Origin of the sequence: Duganella sp. 1411 (assembly GCF_017833525.1) — a bacterium.
Lineage (GTDB): Bacteria > Pseudomonadota > Gammaproteobacteria > Burkholderiales > Burkholderiaceae_D > Rugamonas.
The window spans coordinates 1,268,162-1,284,556 of sequence record NZ_JAFICD010000001.1 but is presented as its reverse complement, the minus strand read 5'-3'; the positions used below and the strand labels follow the sequence as shown (position 1 = coordinate 1,284,556).

The following is a 16,395-nucleotide window of genomic DNA, read 5'->3' as shown; positions in this document are numbered from 1 at the left end:
GTGATCGGGTTGGGATTACTTGGAGATACTATATGCCGGCCGCTGCCGTGCGAGTGTGTCGGTTTGTATCGTGCGTGGGCGTCAGCGGGCGTCGGCGCGCGCGGCCTCGGCCAGCCTGGCCATCGCCTCGCGCGCGCTCATCTTGTCCTGGGCCCAGAACTGGCTGATGACGTCCCACATCCGCGCCACCGTGTGCGACGGCTGCGCCATGCCGTGGGCCAGGCTGGGCAGCAGGGTGCCGCGGCGGGCGCTGCTTTTGAAGTCGGCGCCCGAGCGCTTGGCGCAGTCGTCGAACTTGTCCAGCTTGACGTCGAGCCGGACCGGGATCGAGCCCTTGGCCAGGTTGAACTCCTGCTGGAAATCCTTGTCCATCACGGCCCGCGCCAGATCCTGCTGGGCCTGCTTGTCGCGGCCGTTGACCTGGAACATGGCCAGCGCGTCGATGTCGAACGTGAAGGCGCCGGCCGTGTCCGGCATCGGCACGCACAGCACGTCGACCCCGGGGCGCTTGCCGGCCGCCCGCATCTCGGCCTTGGCCCAGTCGCCCATCATCAGCATGCCGGCCTGGCCGCTGGTGAGCATGGCGGTCGCCGCCACCCAGTCGTGGCCGGCGCCGGTGTTGGCCGTGTAGCTCTTCAGGCGCTTGTAGGTGGCCAGCGTCTTTTCCATCTCCGGGCTGACCAGCGCGGACGGCTCGAGCCGCAGGAACGCGCGCTTGTAGAACTCGACGCCGCCGACGCCGATCGCCACGCTCTCGAAGGCGCCCATGTCGAGCCACGACTGGCCGCTGTGGGCGACCGGCACCAGGCCGGCCTTCTTCATCGCGTCGGCGACGGCGAAGAACTCGTCCCAGGTGGCGGGCGGCTTGGCGTTGGCCTTCTTGAGCGCGGCCGGGTTGATCCACAGCCAGTTGACCCGATGCACGTTGAGCGGCGCGGCGATGTAGCGGCCGTGGTACTTCATCGTGTCGCTGACGGTGGCCGGCAGCAGCGTGTTCCACTGGTCGGCGCGCGCCACCTCGTCGATGCTGGCCAGGCGGTCGTTGCGCGCCCATTCCTGGATCGCCGCGCCCTTGATCTGTGCGGCGGTCGGCGGGTTGCCGGAGACGACGCGCGAGTTGAGCATCATCATCGCCAGGCCGCCGCCGCCGTCGGCCACCGTGAAGTCCTTCCAGTTGTGGCCCTCGGCGCGCAAGGTGGCCTTGAGCTTGGCCAGCGCCGCCGCCTCGCCGCCGCTGGTCCAGAAATGCAGCACTTCGACCTCGTCGACGGCGCGCGGCGGCGCCTGCGGGCCGGCGGCGAACGCGAACCCGGCCAGCGCGGCCAAGGTGGCGATAGCGGCGGCCAGCGCGGCGCGGCGCGGGACGGGGCAGGCGGGGCGCCTCACGCCGCGTCCTCCGGCGCCGCTTCCCGCGCGGCGGGCAGGCGCAGCGTGACGCGCAAGCCGCGCGGCGCGGCGTCCGACAGTTCGACGCCGCCATGATGGCGCTCGACGATCTCCTTGACGATGGCCAGTCCCAGGCCGCAGCCGTCGCCCAGGTCGGTGGCGCGCACGAAGCGCTCGAACACGCGCGCGCGGTCGGCCGGTGCGATGCCGGGGCCGTTGTCCTCGACGGTGACGACCGCCCACCCACCCTCGGCGCGGGCGCTGACGGTGATCTCGGCGCCGCGCCCGGCGTAGTGGATGGCGTTGTCGATCAGGTTGGTGAGCGCCTCGCGCAACAGCGGCGCGTTGGCATACACGGCCACCGCGCCGTCGTCGCTGCCCACGCCGAGGTCGGCGCCGGCCCGCAGCGCGCGCGGCACCAGCTGCGCCACCAAGTCCTGCACCAGGCGCTGCAGGTCGAACTGGGTGCGCTCGAGCGCGGCCGCCGATCCCGGCTCGGCGCGCGCCAGCGTCAGCAACTGCGCCACCAGGTGGGCGCTGCGCGTGGCGCTCTGGTGCACCAGCGCCAGGCGGCTGCGCTGGGCCTCGTCGGTGGCCGCATCCAGGGCCAGCCGGGTCTGGCTTTTCAGGCCCGCCAGCGGCGTGCGCAACTGGTGCGCGGCGTCGCCGATGAAGCGCTGCTGCGCGCCGACCTGGCCGCGCACCGATTCGAGCAGGTGGTTCAGCGCGCCGGCCAGCGAGCGCAATTCGACCGGCGCCAGGTCCAGCTTGAGCGGCGTCAGGTCGTCGGGCGCGCGGCTCTCGACCTCGCGCCGCAGCCGCGCCAGCGGCGCCAGCCCGGCGCGCACGCCGGCCCAGACGATCAGGCTCATCGCCGCCACCAGCACCGACAGCGGCAGCAGCGTGTCGCCGAGGATGGCGCGCGCCAGCTCCTCCCGGTTGGCGCTGCTGCGCGCCACCTGGACCAGCATGGTCTGGTTGGGCGCGCTCAGGTCGCCGAAGCCGACGTACAGCGCGGCGATGCGCATTTTCTTGGGCGGGCCGCCGGTTCCCGGTTGCGGCGCCACCTCGCCGTCATAGAAATAGGGGGTGTCGAGCGCGTGGCTGGCGGCCGGGGGCGGCGCCGGCAGGTTGTTGTTGCCGAGGATGAAGCGGCCCGGCGGCGTGCTGACGGTATACATCAGGCGGTCCTTGGGATCGGCCTCCAGCACGTCCTGCGCCGCGCGCGGAAAATCGATCAGCAAGCCCTGCTCGATGGGTTTGACCTGGCGCAGCAGCGCGCGCGAGGTCTGCGCCAGGCTGGCGTCGATGGCGCGGTTGGCATAGCCGGCCGCAAGCCGGTAGGTGGCCACGCCGCCGGCGACCCACAGGATCAATTGCGGCAGCAGCAGCCAAAGCAGCAACTTGCGGTGCAGGGAGACCATCGTGCTCAGCTGGCGCCGTCGGCGGGGAGGGTAGGCATGCGGGGAGTTTAACAATAAATGAATTCATTTGCCAGAAAGCGCCGAGCACGGCACGAAGATTATTTACGTATCATTAATGCGGTGCTATCATTTATTAATGATCTTTAAGGTCATACTGGCAGGAGACGTAGCGGCACCGCAAGGCGCCGTTGCTCCATTACAAGATAAAAAAAGGATTAACGTGGCAAATCTTTCCCCCACCGTCGATGGCGGCGTCGCGTCAGGCGCGACCAAGACCAATCAAGGCGCGCTGTTCGTCATCATCATGTTGTTCTTCATGTGGGGTCTGCTGACCTCGCTGAACGACGTGCTCATTCCCCATCTGAAGGCGGTCTACACGCTGACCTACGTGCAGGCGATGCTGGTGCAATTCTGCTTCTTCGGCGCCTACTTCCTGGTGTCGGTGCCGGCCGGCGCGCTGATACGGCGCATCGGCTACCAGGGCGGCGTCGTCACCGGGCTGGTGGTCGCGGCCATCGGCTGCGGCCTGTTCTACCCGGCCTCGCTGGGTGGCTACGGCCTGTTCCTGGGCGCGCTGTTCGTGCTCGCCAGCGGCATCACCATCCTGCAAGTGGCCGCCAATCCCTACGTCACCAACCTGGGGCCGGCCGCGACCGCGTCCAGCCGCCTGACGTTGACGCAGGCCTTCAACGCGCTGGGCACCACCGTCGCCCCGACGCTGGGCGGCATGCTGATCCTGTCCGGCGCCGTGCTGTCGGCGCAGGAATACGCGCAACTGCCGGCGGCGGGCCAGGCGGCCTACAAGGCGCATGAGGCGGCCGCCGTGCAGGGACCGTATCTGGCGCTGGGCGCCGTGCTGCTGGGACTGGCGCTGTTCTTCGCGCTGGCGCGCCTGCCGCGCATCGTGCAGCGCGCCGGCGACGAGGCGGCCAAGGTGTCGCTGCTGTCGCACCGCCACCTGGTGCTGGGCGCGCTGGCGATCTTCCTGTACGTCGGCGGCGAAGTGTCGATCGGCAGCCTGTTGATCAACTTCCTCGGCGAGCCCAACGTCGCCGGCATGACGGCGGCCGACGCCGCGCCTTACGTCAGCTATTACTGGGGCGGGGCGATGGTGGGGCGCTTCATCGGCTTCGGCGTGATGCGCAAGGTCAGCCCCGGCAAGGCGCTGGGCGCGACGGCGGCCGGCTCGGTGCTGCTGATCCTGGTGGCGGTGTTTGCCAGCGGTAAGCTCGCGATGTGGGCGTTGCTGATGGTCGGCCTGTGCAACTCGATCATGTTCCCGACCATCTTCAGCATGGCGCTGCATAAGCTCGGTCCGGCCACGGGCCAGGGCTCCGGCCTGCTGTGCATGGCCATCGTCGGCGGCGCCATCGTGCCGTTCGGCCAAGGCCTGCTGGCCGACACGGTCGGCGTGCAATGGTCGTTCCTGCTGCCGATCCTGTGCTACCTGTACGTGCTGTTCTATGGTCTGAAATACGCCGGCATGTACGTGTCGGACAAGCCGGCTTAAAGCCGCACTCCGGCCGCGCCGGGACACGCCGATACCGCCAACGCGCGGCTCGATTCGGCGCCGGTCCCGGCCGGTTTTTCGCAAAACGCCGCGCCAGACCGCCGGCGCAACAGCTACTATCCCCATACAAATCAACGACTTGCCGACGTGATCGGCATTTTTTATTTTCAGGATTGTATAAAATATCCAAAGGGATTATGATTCAGGGACGGTGATGCCCTCGCGTTCACCTCCCCAAACCACCCAACATATATTGAAGGAAGCACCATGAGCGACAATATCTTCACCGGCACTATTCCGGCCCTCATGACCCCCTGCACCCCCGAGCGCGCCCCCGATTTCGACGCGCTGGTGAAGAAGGGCCGCGAACTGGTCGACCTCGGCATGAGCGCGGTGGTGTATTGCGGCTCGATGGGCGACTGGCCGCTGCTGACCGAAGCGCAGCGCCAGGAAGGCGTGGCGCGCCTGGTCGCGGCCGGCGTGCCGACCATCGTCGGCACCGGCGCGGTCAACTCGAAGGAGGCGGTGTCGCACGCCGCGCACGCGGCCAAAGTGGGCGCGAGCGGCCTGATGGTGATTCCACGGGTGCTGTCGCGCGGCGCTTCGCCAGCGGCGCAAAAGGCGCATTTCTCCGCCGTGCTCGAGGCGGCGCCCAAGCTGCCTAGCGTGATTTACAACAGCCCGTACTACGGCTTCGCCACCCGTGCCGACCTGTTCTTCGAACTGCGCGCCAAGCATCCGAACCTGATCGGCTTCAAGGAGTTCGGCGGCGCGGTCGATCTGCGCTACGCGGCCGAACACATCACCAGCCAGGACGAGGACGTCACGCTGATGGCCGGCGTCGACACGCAGGTGTTCCACGGCTTCGTCAACTGCGGCGCCACCGGCGCCATCACCGGCATCGGCAACGCCTTGCCGCGCGAAGTGCTGCAACTGGTCGACCTGTGCCGTAAGGCCGCCAAGGGCGACGTCACCGCCCGCCGCCAGGCCCGCGAGCTGGAATCGGCGCTGGCCGTGCTGTCGTCGTTCGACGAGGGCACCGACCTGGTGCTGTTCTACAAATATCTGATGGTGCTCAACGGCGACAAGGAATACACGCTGCACTTCAACGAAACCGATGTCCTCAGCGACAGCCAGCGCCGCTATGCCGAGATCCAGTACGGCCTGTTCCGCACCTGGTACGCCGGCTGGTCGAAAGAGGTGGCGGCGTAAAGCCCTCCATGAGTCCTCCCGCCAGCACCAAGGCCGCCGCGCCGCGTTTCGCGGTGACGACCGTCGCCGAGCAGGCGGCGGACGCGTTGCGCCGCAAGATCATGGCCGGCGACCTGCCGGACGGCTATCAACTGCGGCAGGACGCGCTGGCGGCCGAATTCGGCATCAGCCGGATCCCGGTGCGCGAGGCGCTGGTGCAGCTGGAAGGCGAGGGCCTGGTCAGGATCGTGCCCCACAAGGGCGCGGTGGTGTCCGAATTGTCGGTCGCCGAGATCAACGAGTTGTTCATGCTGCGCGGCTTGCTCGAGCCGCTGCTGCTGAAAAAGTCGGCGCCCAGGCTGACCGCGGCCGACTTCGCGGAAATCGACGCCATCCTGGCCGAGTACCGGGAGGAGTTGCACACGCAGGACCCGACCCGTTGGGGCGAACTCAATACGCGGCTGCACGACGTGCTGATGTCGCGCGCCGAACAGCCGCGCACCTTGGCCATCGTCGCCGGCCTGCTGCAACAGACCGACCGCTACACGCGCCTGCAGTTGTCCTTGAGCGCCGATAGTTGCCGGCGCGCCGAGGACGAGCACGAGGAGCTGGTGCGCCTGTGCAAAACCGGCGAGGTGCGGGCGGCGGCGGGCCTGCTCAAGCGGCATATCGAACACGCGGCCGCCGAGCTGGAGCGCTTCATCCTGTCGCGCCGCCGTCCTTAGTTAGACGTTGGCGGCACGCTGACACCGGCCGCCGTCTGCTCCACCGGCCGCATGGTGCCGTCGGCGTTGTATTGCAGATGTTCGACCGTGACCGCGCGCCGTCCGATGGCGCCGTTCATGTCGCCGATCGCCAGCGTGGCGTTATGCAGGAACAAATACCAGTTGTCCTTGAACTGCACGATGCCGGGGTGGATGGTGAAACTGTATTTGCCCGAACCGGTCAGCAGTCCGCGATAGGTCCACGGGCCGGTGATGGCCGGCGCCGTCGCATACGACACGTGCTCGTCGCGCTGCGTGCTGCGGTCGAGCGACGCGTAGGTCAGGTAATACAGCTTGCCGCGCTTGTGCAGCCACGGGCCTTCCTCGAAGTGCGGCGGCGTGATCTCCTGGATCGGGCCGTCGAGCTCCGTCATATTGGGCTTCAGCTTGGCGATATAGCATTGGCGGTTGCCCCATGCCAGCCAGCTGGTGCCGTCGTCGTCGGTGAGGACGGTCGGATCGATGTCCTCCCAACTGTGCGTGCCCTTGGGCGTCATCTGGTTGGTGACCAGCGCCGAGCCGCGCGCGTCGACGAAGGGGCCGGTCGGTTTGTCGGACACGGCCACCCCGATCGCCTTGCCCGGATGGGTGGCGTCGTGCTCGACCGCCGCGTAGAAATAGAACTTGCCGTTCTTTTCGATCGTCTGCGACGCCCACGCGTCGGCCTTGGCCCACTTGAAATCCTTCACGTTCATGATCGGCGCATGGCTGGTCCAGGTGCGCATGTCCTTGGTGGAGTAGACCAGCCATTCGCGCATATTGAACATCTCGTCGCGCTGCGCCTCGTCATGGCCGACGTACAAGTACAAGGTATCGCCGACCACTAGCGGGGCGGGATCGGCCGTGAATTTGTCGCGGATGATGGGATTGGAACCGGGCGCGCCCTGTGCCGCCGCCGGCAATGCCATCGTCAGGACGCAAAGCGCCATCCATGCCCGCATTTTTTGCAGGCGCATCGTAAGCTCGTGCCGCATAGCCGTCTCCGTTTTTTTAGCCATCAAATGATATGCGCAAACATCGCGGCCCCGATGCTAACGGTTGGTCCCGAGGATGTCCAATGGTTTTTGGACCCGGAATCCGGCTGGCGATGGTGGCTTTTTAGCCACAACCCACTCCCGGCGCGCGATGCGCAGCTCGATGGTACCGCTGTCATTTGGTTGCCGCCGCCCTCTGGCGGCGCGCCGACCGATATTCATTCCGATATCGCTACGATAAAAAATGTTATTGGTTCTTCGACAATGCCATGGCTACATTGGGTTAGTTCGATCGTTTTACTAAACATCACAGCATAAGCCGCAAACGGACGGCGGCACACATTAAAAAAGAAGGAGACCATATGAAAACCCCACTTCAACAACGATTGATGTGCCTTGCGCTGGCCGGCGCCTACGGCATGTTGTCCACGCCGGCCCAGGCCCAGGCCGACGTTCAGGCCGATTCCCAGGCCGCCGCCCAACCGGCCGACGCCCCAGCCGCGCCCACGGCCACCCCGGAAAATACCGTGGTCGTGTCCGGTTCCCGCATCGCCGCGCGCGGTTTCAGCCAGCCGACGCCGACCACCAGCCTGACCACCGCCGACCTCGACAAGGCGGCCAAACCGAACATCTTCGAAACGCTGACCGAATTGCCGGCTCTGCAGGGCAGCACCGGCCGCACGGTCAACACCTTCAGCACCTCGAGCGGCCTGCAGGGCCTGTCTTCGTTGTCGCTGCGCGGCCTCGGCCCGAACCGCACGCTGACCTTGCTCGACGGCCAGCGCGTGGTCGGCGCCAACGTCACCGGCGTGACCGACGTCAGCCAGTTCCCGCAACTGCTGGTCAAGCGGGTCGACGTGGTCACCGGCGGCGCCTCGGCGTCCTACGGTTCGGACGCGGTCGGCGGCGTGGTCAACTTCATCACCGACAAGAAATTCACCGGCTTCAAGGCCCACGTCGGCGGCGGCATGACCACCTATGGCGACGACAAGAGCGGCACCCTGCAGGCCGCGTGGGGCAAGGGCTTCGCCGACGACCGCCTGCACGTGACCGTCAGCGGCGAGTTCACCAAGCAGGGCGGCGTCGATTCGCCTGGCTTCGGCGAGGTCGGCTCGAACGGGCGCGACTGGTATAAAAACCCGGCGCTGCAGGAATCGACCAAGGCCATGCAGGCCGCCGGCCTGCCGCGCTACACCAGCATCCTGCACGCCCAGCACGTGCAGTACGCCAAATACGGCCTGATCACCGGCGGCGCGTTGAAGGGCACGGCGTTCGCCCCGGACGGCTCGCCTTATCCTTTCCAGTACGGCAGCAATTGCGTCGGCAACTTCTGCGTCGGCGGCGATTTGTCCGGCAGCGTCGGCGCCGGCACCAACCTGGCGATGAACTTCAAGCGCGAGGTGGCCTACAGCCGCGTGTCGTGGGACCTCGACGCCGACAACGAAATCTATGTCACCGGCAACTGGGCGCAGGTAACGTCGGTATTCTCGCCGAGCCCGGGCGCGGCCAAGCAGGGCAACCTGGCCATCAAGTGCGACAACGCCTTCCTGCCGGCATCGGTGGCGGCAGGTTGCACCTCCGGCTACCCGGGCGGCACGATGCCGGTCGGCACCGCCAATGCCCAGTTCCCCGAGCTGATCAACGTGCACCCGACCCGCACCCAGCGCCGCTTCGTGGTCGGCGCCAACGGCAAGTTCGGCCTGTTCGGCAAGGAGTGGTCGTACGACGCGTACGCCGAGCACGGCGAGAACACCACCGTGCTGCAAGTGCATGACATCACGCTCAATCCGCGCTACAACTTCGCCATCGACGCGGTCCGCGACCCGGCCAGCGGCCAGATCGTTTGCCGCAGCGCGGCGGCGCGGGCGGCCGGCTGTCTGCCGATGAACATCTTCGGCAACAACGCGGTCGACCCGGCCACCTGGAACTACGTCGCCCCGGGCAACGGTCCACGGCAGCATACCGATTCTAGTCAAAATGTTGTTAGCGCTAACATCAACGGCACGCTGACCGAGGGCTGGGCCGGTCCGATCTCGGTGGCGTTCGGCGCCGAGTGGCGGCGCGAGAAATATGCGGTCTACGGCGACCCGTACGGCGCCGGCGTGGCCTACCAGTCGCCGTACGACGCCAGCTATCCGCAGGACCCGACCTTGTCGGCCACCGGCGACAACTGGTTCGCCGGCAACTACCACAACGGCCAGGGCGCGTTCAACGTCAAGGAAGCCTATGTCGAGCTCAACATCCCGTTCCTGAAGTCGGCCACCTGGGGCGAAGCCAACCTCAACGTCGCCGACCGCGAGGAGAAGTACAGCACGGCCGGCAAGGCGCGCGCCTGGAAGCTGGGCGCCACCTGGCAAACCCCGGTCGACGGCCTGCGCCTGCGGGCGGTCAGTTCGGCCGACGTGCGCGCGCCCAACCTGAGCGAACTGTTCGCCGCCACCACGGTCACCAACCAGGCGGTCAACAATTCCCAGGGCTCGTCGATCCAGATCCAGCAGCGCAACGTCGGCAACCCCGACCTGAAGCCGGAGAGCGCCCGCAACAACTCGTTCGGCGTGGTGTTGAGCCAGCCGAGCTGGGCGCGCAACTTCAACCTGTCGGTCGACTACTACGACATCAAGGTCAAGAACGTCATCAACTCGCTGGGCGCGCAGCAGGAGGTCGACCTGTGCTACGCCGGCTTCCAGCAGGTGTGCGCGGCGGTCTCGATCAACGGGCCGGCCGGCACCAACTTCGTGCAGGCGCAAAGCTTCAACTTCGCGTCGCTGCACACGCGCGGCGTCGACATCGAGGCCGCCTACCGCGCCAACCTGAACGACTACGGCGTGCCCGGCGTCGTCACCCTGCGCGGGCTGGCCAGCCGCATGATCCACTCGATCTCCGACCCCGGCCTGCCGGGCACGACGCCGAGCGAGGGTGCCGGCAATATGTTCGGCACCACCCCGAAATGGAAGGCGCTGTTGTCGCAATCGTGGGATTACGGCAAGCTCGGCGTGACCTTGTCGGAGCGCTGGATCAGCGCCGGCGTGTACAACAACGAGTACATCGAGTGCCAGACCAATTGCCCGTTGCCGACGGCGGCGCATCCGACCATCTACGACAACCAGATCGCGGGCGCGACCTACTTCGATCTGGGCGCGACCTACAAGTTCACGCCCCAGATCACCGGCTACGCCAAGGTCGACAACCTGGCCGACCGCGCGCCGGTGCTGCTGCCGCAGACCAACCTGAGCATGGGCATCAACCCGAGCATCTACGACGTGGTGGGGCGCACCTACCGCGCCGGCCTGCGCATGACGTTCTAAAAGGAGCCAGCCGTGTGGAATCTGTTTTCCGTACCGCTGGCGGTCGTGGTGGCGGCGCTGACGGTGGCGCCGGCCATCGCCGCCAACCCGATCGTCCAGACCAAATTCACCGCCGATCCGGCGCCGCTGGTGCAGGACGGTGTGGTCTACCTGTACACCAGCCACGACGAGGACGACGCCGCCGACTTCAAAATGCTCGACTGGATGTTGTACTCGTCCACCGACATGGTCAACTGGACCGACCACGGCGTGGTCGCCTCGCTGGCCACGTTCCCGTGGGCGGTGCAGAGCAACGATGCCTGGGCGCCGCAGGTGGTCGCGCGTAACGGCAAGTTCTATCTGTACGCGCCGGTCAGCGTGGCCGGCTGGCCCAAGAACGTCATCGGCGTGGCGGTGGCCGACCATCCCGCCGGCCCGTTCAAGGATGCGCTGGGCAAGCCGTTGATCGACAAGGCGGAGGGCTACATCGATCCCACCGTCGCCATCGACGACGACGGCCAGGCCTATCTGTATTGGGGCAATCCCAACCTCTGGTACGTCAAGCTCAACGAGGACATGGTGTCGTACTCGGGCCCCATCGTGAAAAGCGACAGCAAGCCGGCCAACTACCAGGAAGGCCCGTGGTTCTACAAGCGCGGCCGGCATTACTACATGGCCTACGCGTCCACCTGCTGCCCGGAAGGCATCGGCTACGCGATGAGCGAATCGCCGCTGGGGCCGTGGCGGTACAAGGGACAAATCATGGAGTCGAATGCGGCGTCGAGCGGCAACCATCCCGGCATCATCGATTACAAGGGGCACTCCTACGTCTTCGGATTCAACTACCAGCTGAATTTCGCGCAGACGCCGGTGCACCGCGAGCGGCGCTCGGTCACCGTGGCCAGGTTCGACTACAACGCCGACGGCTCCATTCCAACGCTGCCATGGTGGGACGGCATCGGCGTCGAGCAGCTCGGCCACCTCGACCCGTATCGCCGGGTGGAGGCGGAGACCATCGCCTGGACCTCGCGCATCAAGCACGATTGGGATCGTCCGTTCGACTGGGCCCCGGGCGTGCACACCGCCAGGGGGCCGGGCGCCGGCATGCACGTGGCCGACATCGTCGATCGCACCTACATCAAGGTGGCCGGCGTCGATTTCGGCGCGGGCGGGCCGTCGCGCTTTGCCGCCAGCGTGGCCAGCGGCGCCAAGGGCGGGCAAATCGAGATCCGGCTCGGCAACGTGCAAGGCCCGCTGCTGGGGACCCTGGCGGTGCCGGACACCGGCGGCTGGCAGAGCTGGCGCACCATCGACACGCCGGTCGGCGCCGCCACCGGCGTGCACGATCTGTTCTTCGTTTTCAAAGGGAAGGGGCGGGCGCCGCTGTTCAACTTCGACTATTGGCAGTTCCAGGCGCGTTAGAACGGCGAAGGCCGACTCAAGCCGCTGGTGCGGGGACCGTGTACAAGTTTTCCAACACAGAAAATATTTTATATTATTTTCCATTTGTTCAATTTGTGGAAAATAATGTATATTTGGAAAACGGATTGCCCGAGGTCCCCTCACCAGGAGTGCATCATGTACCGACGCGTATCGAAGCAGGCCCAGTTCATCCCACATGACGTTGCGCAAGGGCAATCCGCCGTTGATTGTCCGCCGCGACGAAGGGCGCTCTCCATGGCGCTGGCCTCGGTCTTTTCGCTGGCGTGCGCGCAAGCGGGCGCCCAGGCCGGCGCCACCGATTCCTCGCAGGCCGCGCCGGCCGACGCAACAGGGGACACCGTCCAGGCCGCGCCGGCCGGCAGCGCCAGGATGGATGTCGTCACCGTCACCGCCACCCGCCGCCGCGAGCCGGTCCGCGATGTGCCGCTGCGCGTCGAGACGCTCGCCACCGAGGCGCTCGAGCGTTCGGGCGCCGCCTCGCTGACCGACTATGTGGGCTCGCTGCCCGGCGTGCACGTCGCCAGCGACGGCGGTCCCGGACGGGGGCAGGTCAACATCCGCGGCGTCTCGGTGGGCAGCATGAGCGCGCCGACCGTCGGCATTTATGTCGACGAGGTCGCCTTCGGATCGAGCACCAGTTTCGTCGGCGAGGCGGTGTCGGCGCTGGACCTGTCGCTGCTGGACCTGCACCATGTCGAATTGCTGCGCGGTCCCCAGGGCACGCTGTACGGCGCCGGCGCCATGGGCGGCCTGCTCAAGTACGTGACCAACGAGCCCGACGCCACCGGCTTTTCCGGCAAGGCCGGCCTGGCGCTGCGCGAAAGCAAGGGCGGCGGCCTGGGCCACACCGAGAACGCTGTGCTCAACATTCCATTGGGCGGGGGCGTGGCGGCGATGCGCGTGGCCGCCTTCAACCAGCGCGACGGCGGCTACATCGACGCCGCCGGCGCCGTGTCGGGCAAGCACGTCAACGACGGCGACACGCGCGGCGCCCGCGTGTCGGTGCTGTTCGATCCGAGCCGCAAGCTGCGCGTGCGGCTGACCGCCACCCGCCAGAATATCGAGCGCGACGGCACCAGCATCGTCCAGTACGACGCCGCCACCGGCCAGCCGCTGTACGGCGACCTGACCCACAAGCTCTACCGCGCCGAACCGTACACCATCAAGACCGGGCTGCTCTCCGGCGACATCGAGTACGACCTCGGCTGGGCCCGGCTCAACGTGATCGGGTCGCACCAGCGCTTCGATGGCGACACCGCGCTGGACGCGACCGAGATCTTCGGCGGCGAGGGCATGAACTTCGTGGCGCTCGACAACGTCATCGCGCTGCGCAAGCGCACCGCCGAAGTGCGCCTGACGTCGGCACGCGGCCCGCTCGAATGGCTGCTCGGCTACTTTCACAACAAGGAGAAGGGCAACCGCGAGCAGCGCCTGTGGGCGCAGCTGTCCGACCTGTCGGAGTCGACGCTGGTGACCTCCGGACAGCCGTCGAGCTTTACCGAGAACGCCGTCTACGGCGACCTGACCTGGAACCCGGCCCGGGCCTGGTCGTTCACGGTCGGCGCGCGCGCCGCGCGCAACCGCCAGGTGTACGGCACGGTGACCAACGGCGTCAAGGACTTCGAGTCGCCCGGCAAGGACAGTTCCAAGACCTATCTGGCGACCGCGCGCTATTCGCTCGATAAATTCAGCAGCGTGTACCTGCGCGCCGCCAGCGGTTACCGTCCCGGCGGCCCGAATCCGCCGGCGCTCGACCAGAACGGCAACGTGGTGCCGGGCGCGCCGCTGTCGTTCGCGGCCGACACCTTGTGGAGCTACGAGGTCGGTTACAAGGCCGACCTGCTCGACAAGCGCCTGTTCGTCGAACTGGCGCTGTTCGACATCCGCTGGGACAAGCTGCAGCAGCCGATCGCCGTCGGTGCCACCACGCTGACCGGCAACGCCGGCAAGGCCGGTTCGCGCGGCGCGGAGCTGGCGCTGCGCTACCAGCTGGACGACCATTTTAGCCTTGACGGCAGCCTGGCCTACACCGACGCCAAGCTCAAGGAGGATGCCCCGGCGCTCGGCGCGTCGGGCGCGCGGCTGCCGAATTCGGCCAGGCTGTCGACGATGCTGGGCGGGCGCTACAGCTACGAGCTGGCCGGCAAGCCGGCCTACCTCGGCGTGACGGTGCGGCAGGTGGGGGCGCGCAACGCCGGCTTCGATTCGCCGACGACGTCGATCCCGAACTTCCGCATGCCGGGCTACACGCTGGTCGACCTGCAGGCGGGCGTCGATATCAACGGCTGGGAGCTTGGCGCCTACGTGCGCAACCTGGCCGACAAACGCGCGCTCAGCGGCGCCGACACGGCCTTGACCGCGTTCGGCGGCCCGCTGCGCGTCACGCCGGTGCAGCCGCGCACCTTCGGCATGAACCTGGCGCGGGCCTTCTGATGGGCCGCCCGACGATTGCCACGTGGCTGGCCGCGATAGCGCTCGGCGTTTGCTGGGCGGCGGCGCAAGCGCAAACAGTCCCGGCGCCGCCCCTGACGCCGCCGCTGTCGACAGTCGGCGCCCCGGCGCCGGCTTCGACCAAGACCCCCGCGCCGATATTGACGGCGGCCGACGCGGAAACCTGGCTGGACGGCATGATGCCCAGCGCGCTGCGCATCGCCGGCGTGCCCGGCGCGGTGGTGGTGCTGGTCAAGGATGGCAAGCCGCTGCTGCAAAAAGGCTATGGCTACGCCGACCGCGACCGCTCGGTGGCGGTCGATCCCGGCGCCACCTTGTTCCGGCCCGGCTCGATCTCCAAGCTGTTCACCTGGACGGCAGTGATGCAGCTGGTCGAGCAAGGCAAGCTCGATCTGGACGCCGACCTCAACCGCTACCTCGACTTCCAGGTGCCCGGACGCAACGGCAAGGCGCTCACCTTGCGCCATGTGATGACGCACACCACCGGCCTGGAGGAGACGGGACGCGGGCTGATCGTCTACGGCGCGTCGACGCCCGACAACGGCCAGGTGCTCAAGGGCTACATGCCACCGTATCTGTACGATCCCGGCACCACGCAGGGCTATTCGAACTGGGCGACGGCGCTGGCCGGCTACATCGTCGCGCGCGTCAGCGGCCAGACCTTCGACGACTACATCGAGCGGCACGTCTTCGCGCCGCTCGGCATGCGCCATTCGACCTTCCGCCAGCCGCTGCCCGAGGCGCTGCGGGGCGCCATGTCGCTCGGCTATCCCAGCGCGGACGAGGCGCCGCAAGGCTACGAGATCGTCAGCCTGCCGCCGGCCGGCAGCCTGGCGGCGACCGGCGCCGACATGGGGCGCTTCATGCTGGCCTACCTGGGGCGGGGTGAGCTCGACGGCAAGCGCATCCTGCGCCCGGAGACCGTCGAGCTGATGCACACCCACATCACGCGCGGCATGCCGGACCTGAACGGCATCGGGCTGGGTTTTTATCAGCAGGATATGAACGGCCACCGCGCCGTCGGCCACGGCGGCGACACCAATATGTTCCACTCCGACCTGATCCTGCTGCCCGACGACGGCATCGGGCTGTATGTGTCGGTCAACTCACCCGGCCGCCACGACCAGGGCAAATGGCTGCGCGACCATCTGTACCGGGGTTTCGCCGACCGCTACCTGCCGGACGCGCGGCCGGCCCCCGGCCCGGGTGTCGGCCGCGCCACGGCCGAGGCGCACGCGCGCCTGCTGGCCGGCGCCTACCGCAACACGCGGCGCGAGGATTCGACCTTCCTGTCGTTGTTGCAGCTGCTAAGCCCGTTGCGTGTGCACGCCATCGAGGACGGCCGCGTGGCGATCACCATCGGCGGCACCCGTAGCGTATTCCGCGAGGTGCGCCCGTTCCTGTGGCAGGAGGAGCACGGCAAGCGGCGCCTGCAGGCGATCGTCGAGAACGGCAAGGTCGCGCGCTGGGGGCTGGAGCCGTACGTGTTCGCCTTCGTGTTCGAGCCGGTGCCGTTCATGGCCGGCACCACGGTGCTGGTGCTGCTGCTGGCCGCGCTAGGCGTGGCGGCGCTGACGGTGCTGGTGTGGCCGGTGGCGGCGCTGCTGCGCCGGCGCCACGGCGTGGCCGCGCCGGCGCGCCCGGCGATGTGGGTGCGGGTGGCGAGCTGCCTGGTGCTGCTGAGCGTGGCGTTGTGGTTCGCCACCGTCGCCATGACCGAGGAAACCGATCCCGCCCTGATGCTGACTTTGGCGCAGGCGACCACCTGGCTGGCCTTCGTCGGCGGTTTGCTGGCGGCGCTGTGGCATGCGCGCGGCCTGGGCCGGACCGGCGCCGGCGCCGGCGGCAACGGCGCGCGGGCGCTGGCCGGCGTGTGGGTGCTGTCGTTCGCGGTGCTGGTGGTGGTCGGCTTCTCTCACCACCTGTTGAGCTTTAATCCCAACTATTGATACGCGCGAAGGACTATCC

General features: G+C 67.6%; 10 protein-coding genes. 7 read left to right on the top strand and 3 right to left on the bottom strand.

Annotated features, from left to right (window positions below; translation table 11 throughout):
- Positions 1 to 81: 81 nt before the first annotated feature.
- Together JOD97_RS04995 and JOD97_RS04990 are read right to left on the bottom strand one after the other, a co-directional pair.
- Positions 82 to 1,386 (bottom strand): ABC transporter substrate-binding protein, encoded by a 1,305-nt coding sequence (locus JOD97_RS04995; RefSeq protein WP_373999787.1) that lies wholly within the window; start codon positions 1,384 to 1,386, stop codon positions 82 to 84.
- Complete coding sequence (locus JOD97_RS04990) at positions 1,383 to 2,810, bottom strand: sensor histidine kinase (RefSeq protein ID WP_209713865.1); 1,428 nt, start codon at positions 2,808 to 2,810, stop codon at positions 1,383 to 1,385. Before JOD97_RS04990 ends, JOD97_RS04995 begins: the two co-directional genes overlap by 4 nt.
- A 220-nt stretch (positions 2,811 to 3,030) precedes the next feature.
- On the opposite strand from JOD97_RS04990, the gene JOD97_RS04985 reads away from it, so the two are divergent.
- From JOD97_RS04985 to JOD97_RS04975, 3 genes are all read left to right on the top strand, one after another.
- On the top strand, positions 3,031 to 4,320 hold the full coding sequence (locus JOD97_RS04985) for a sugar MFS transporter (RefSeq protein ID WP_373999786.1): 1,290 nt from the start codon (positions 3,031 to 3,033) through the stop codon (positions 4,318 to 4,320).
- 267 nt (positions 4,321 to 4,587) lie between these two features.
- Entirely contained in the window at positions 4,588 to 5,532 is a 945-nt protein-coding gene (locus tag JOD97_RS04980) for a dihydrodipicolinate synthase family protein (RefSeq protein ID WP_209713861.1), read from the top strand.
- 8 nt (positions 5,533 to 5,540) lie between these two features.
- Positions 5,541 to 6,236 carry a GntR family transcriptional regulator gene (locus tag JOD97_RS04975; RefSeq protein WP_209713859.1) on the top strand — a complete coding sequence of 232 codons (696 nt, stop codon included), beginning with the start codon at positions 5,541 to 5,543 and terminating at the stop codon, positions 6,234 to 6,236.
- Here the strand turns inward: JOD97_RS04975 and JOD97_RS04970 are convergent.
- Complete coding sequence (locus JOD97_RS04970; RefSeq protein ID WP_229264184.1) at positions 6,233 to 7,249, bottom strand: glycoside hydrolase family 43 protein; 1,017 nt, start codon at positions 7,247 to 7,249, stop codon at positions 6,233 to 6,235. The two genes, JOD97_RS04975 and JOD97_RS04970, sit on opposite strands and share 4 nt — an antisense overlap.
- A gap of 362 nt (positions 7,250 to 7,611) precedes the next feature.
- Here JOD97_RS04970 and JOD97_RS04965 point away from each other — a divergent pair, with 362 nt between their 5' ends.
- The 4 genes from JOD97_RS04965 to JOD97_RS04950 all read left to right on the top strand — a co-directional run bounded on the left by JOD97_RS04965 (position 7,612) and on the right by JOD97_RS04950 (position 16,376).
- On the top strand, positions 7,612 to 10,554 hold the full coding sequence (locus JOD97_RS04965; protein ID WP_229264183.1) for a TonB-dependent siderophore receptor: 2,943 nt from the start codon (positions 7,612 to 7,614) through the stop codon (positions 10,552 to 10,554).
- Between the two features lie 12 nt (positions 10,555 to 10,566).
- Entirely contained in the window at positions 10,567 to 11,955 is a 1,389-nt protein-coding gene (locus tag JOD97_RS04960) for a glycoside hydrolase family 43 protein (RefSeq protein ID WP_209713857.1), read from the top strand.
- A 255-nt stretch (positions 11,956 to 12,210) separates the two neighbouring features.
- Positions 12,211 to 14,409 (top strand): TonB-dependent receptor, encoded by a 2,199-nt coding sequence (locus JOD97_RS04955; protein ID WP_209713855.1) that lies wholly within the window; start codon positions 12,211 to 12,213, stop codon positions 14,407 to 14,409.
- On the top strand, positions 14,409 to 16,376 hold the full coding sequence (locus JOD97_RS04950) for a serine hydrolase (RefSeq protein WP_209713853.1): 1,968 nt from the start codon (positions 14,409 to 14,411) through the stop codon (positions 16,374 to 16,376). The genes JOD97_RS04955 and JOD97_RS04950 overlap by 1 nt, the downstream gene beginning before the upstream one ends.
- Positions 16,377 to 16,395 lie beyond the last annotated feature (19 nt).

Coding starts and splice junctions, on each gene's coding strand:
- JOD97_RS04990 (WP_209713865.1), bottom strand. CDS start 2,810: ATGGTCTCCCTGCACCGCAAGTTGCTGCTTTGGCTGCTGCTGCCGCAA.
- JOD97_RS04980 (WP_209713861.1), top strand. CDS start 4,588: ATGAGCGACAATATCTTCACCGGCACTATTCCGGCCCTCATGACCCCC.
- JOD97_RS04975 (WP_209713859.1), top strand. CDS start 5,541: ATGAGTCCTCCCGCCAGCACCAAGGCCGCCGCGCCGCGTTTCGCGGTG.
- JOD97_RS04970 (WP_229264184.1), bottom strand. CDS start 7,249: ATGCGGCACGAGCTTACGATGCGCCTGCAAAAAATGCGGGCATGGATG.
- JOD97_RS04965 (WP_229264183.1), top strand. CDS start 7,612: ATGAAAACCCCACTTCAACAACGATTGATGTGCCTTGCGCTGGCCGGC.
- JOD97_RS04955 (WP_209713855.1), top strand. CDS start 12,211: ATGGCGCTGGCCTCGGTCTTTTCGCTGGCGTGCGCGCAAGCGGGCGCC.
- JOD97_RS04950 (WP_209713853.1), top strand. CDS start 14,409: ATGGGCCGCCCGACGATTGCCACGTGGCTGGCCGCGATAGCGCTCGGC.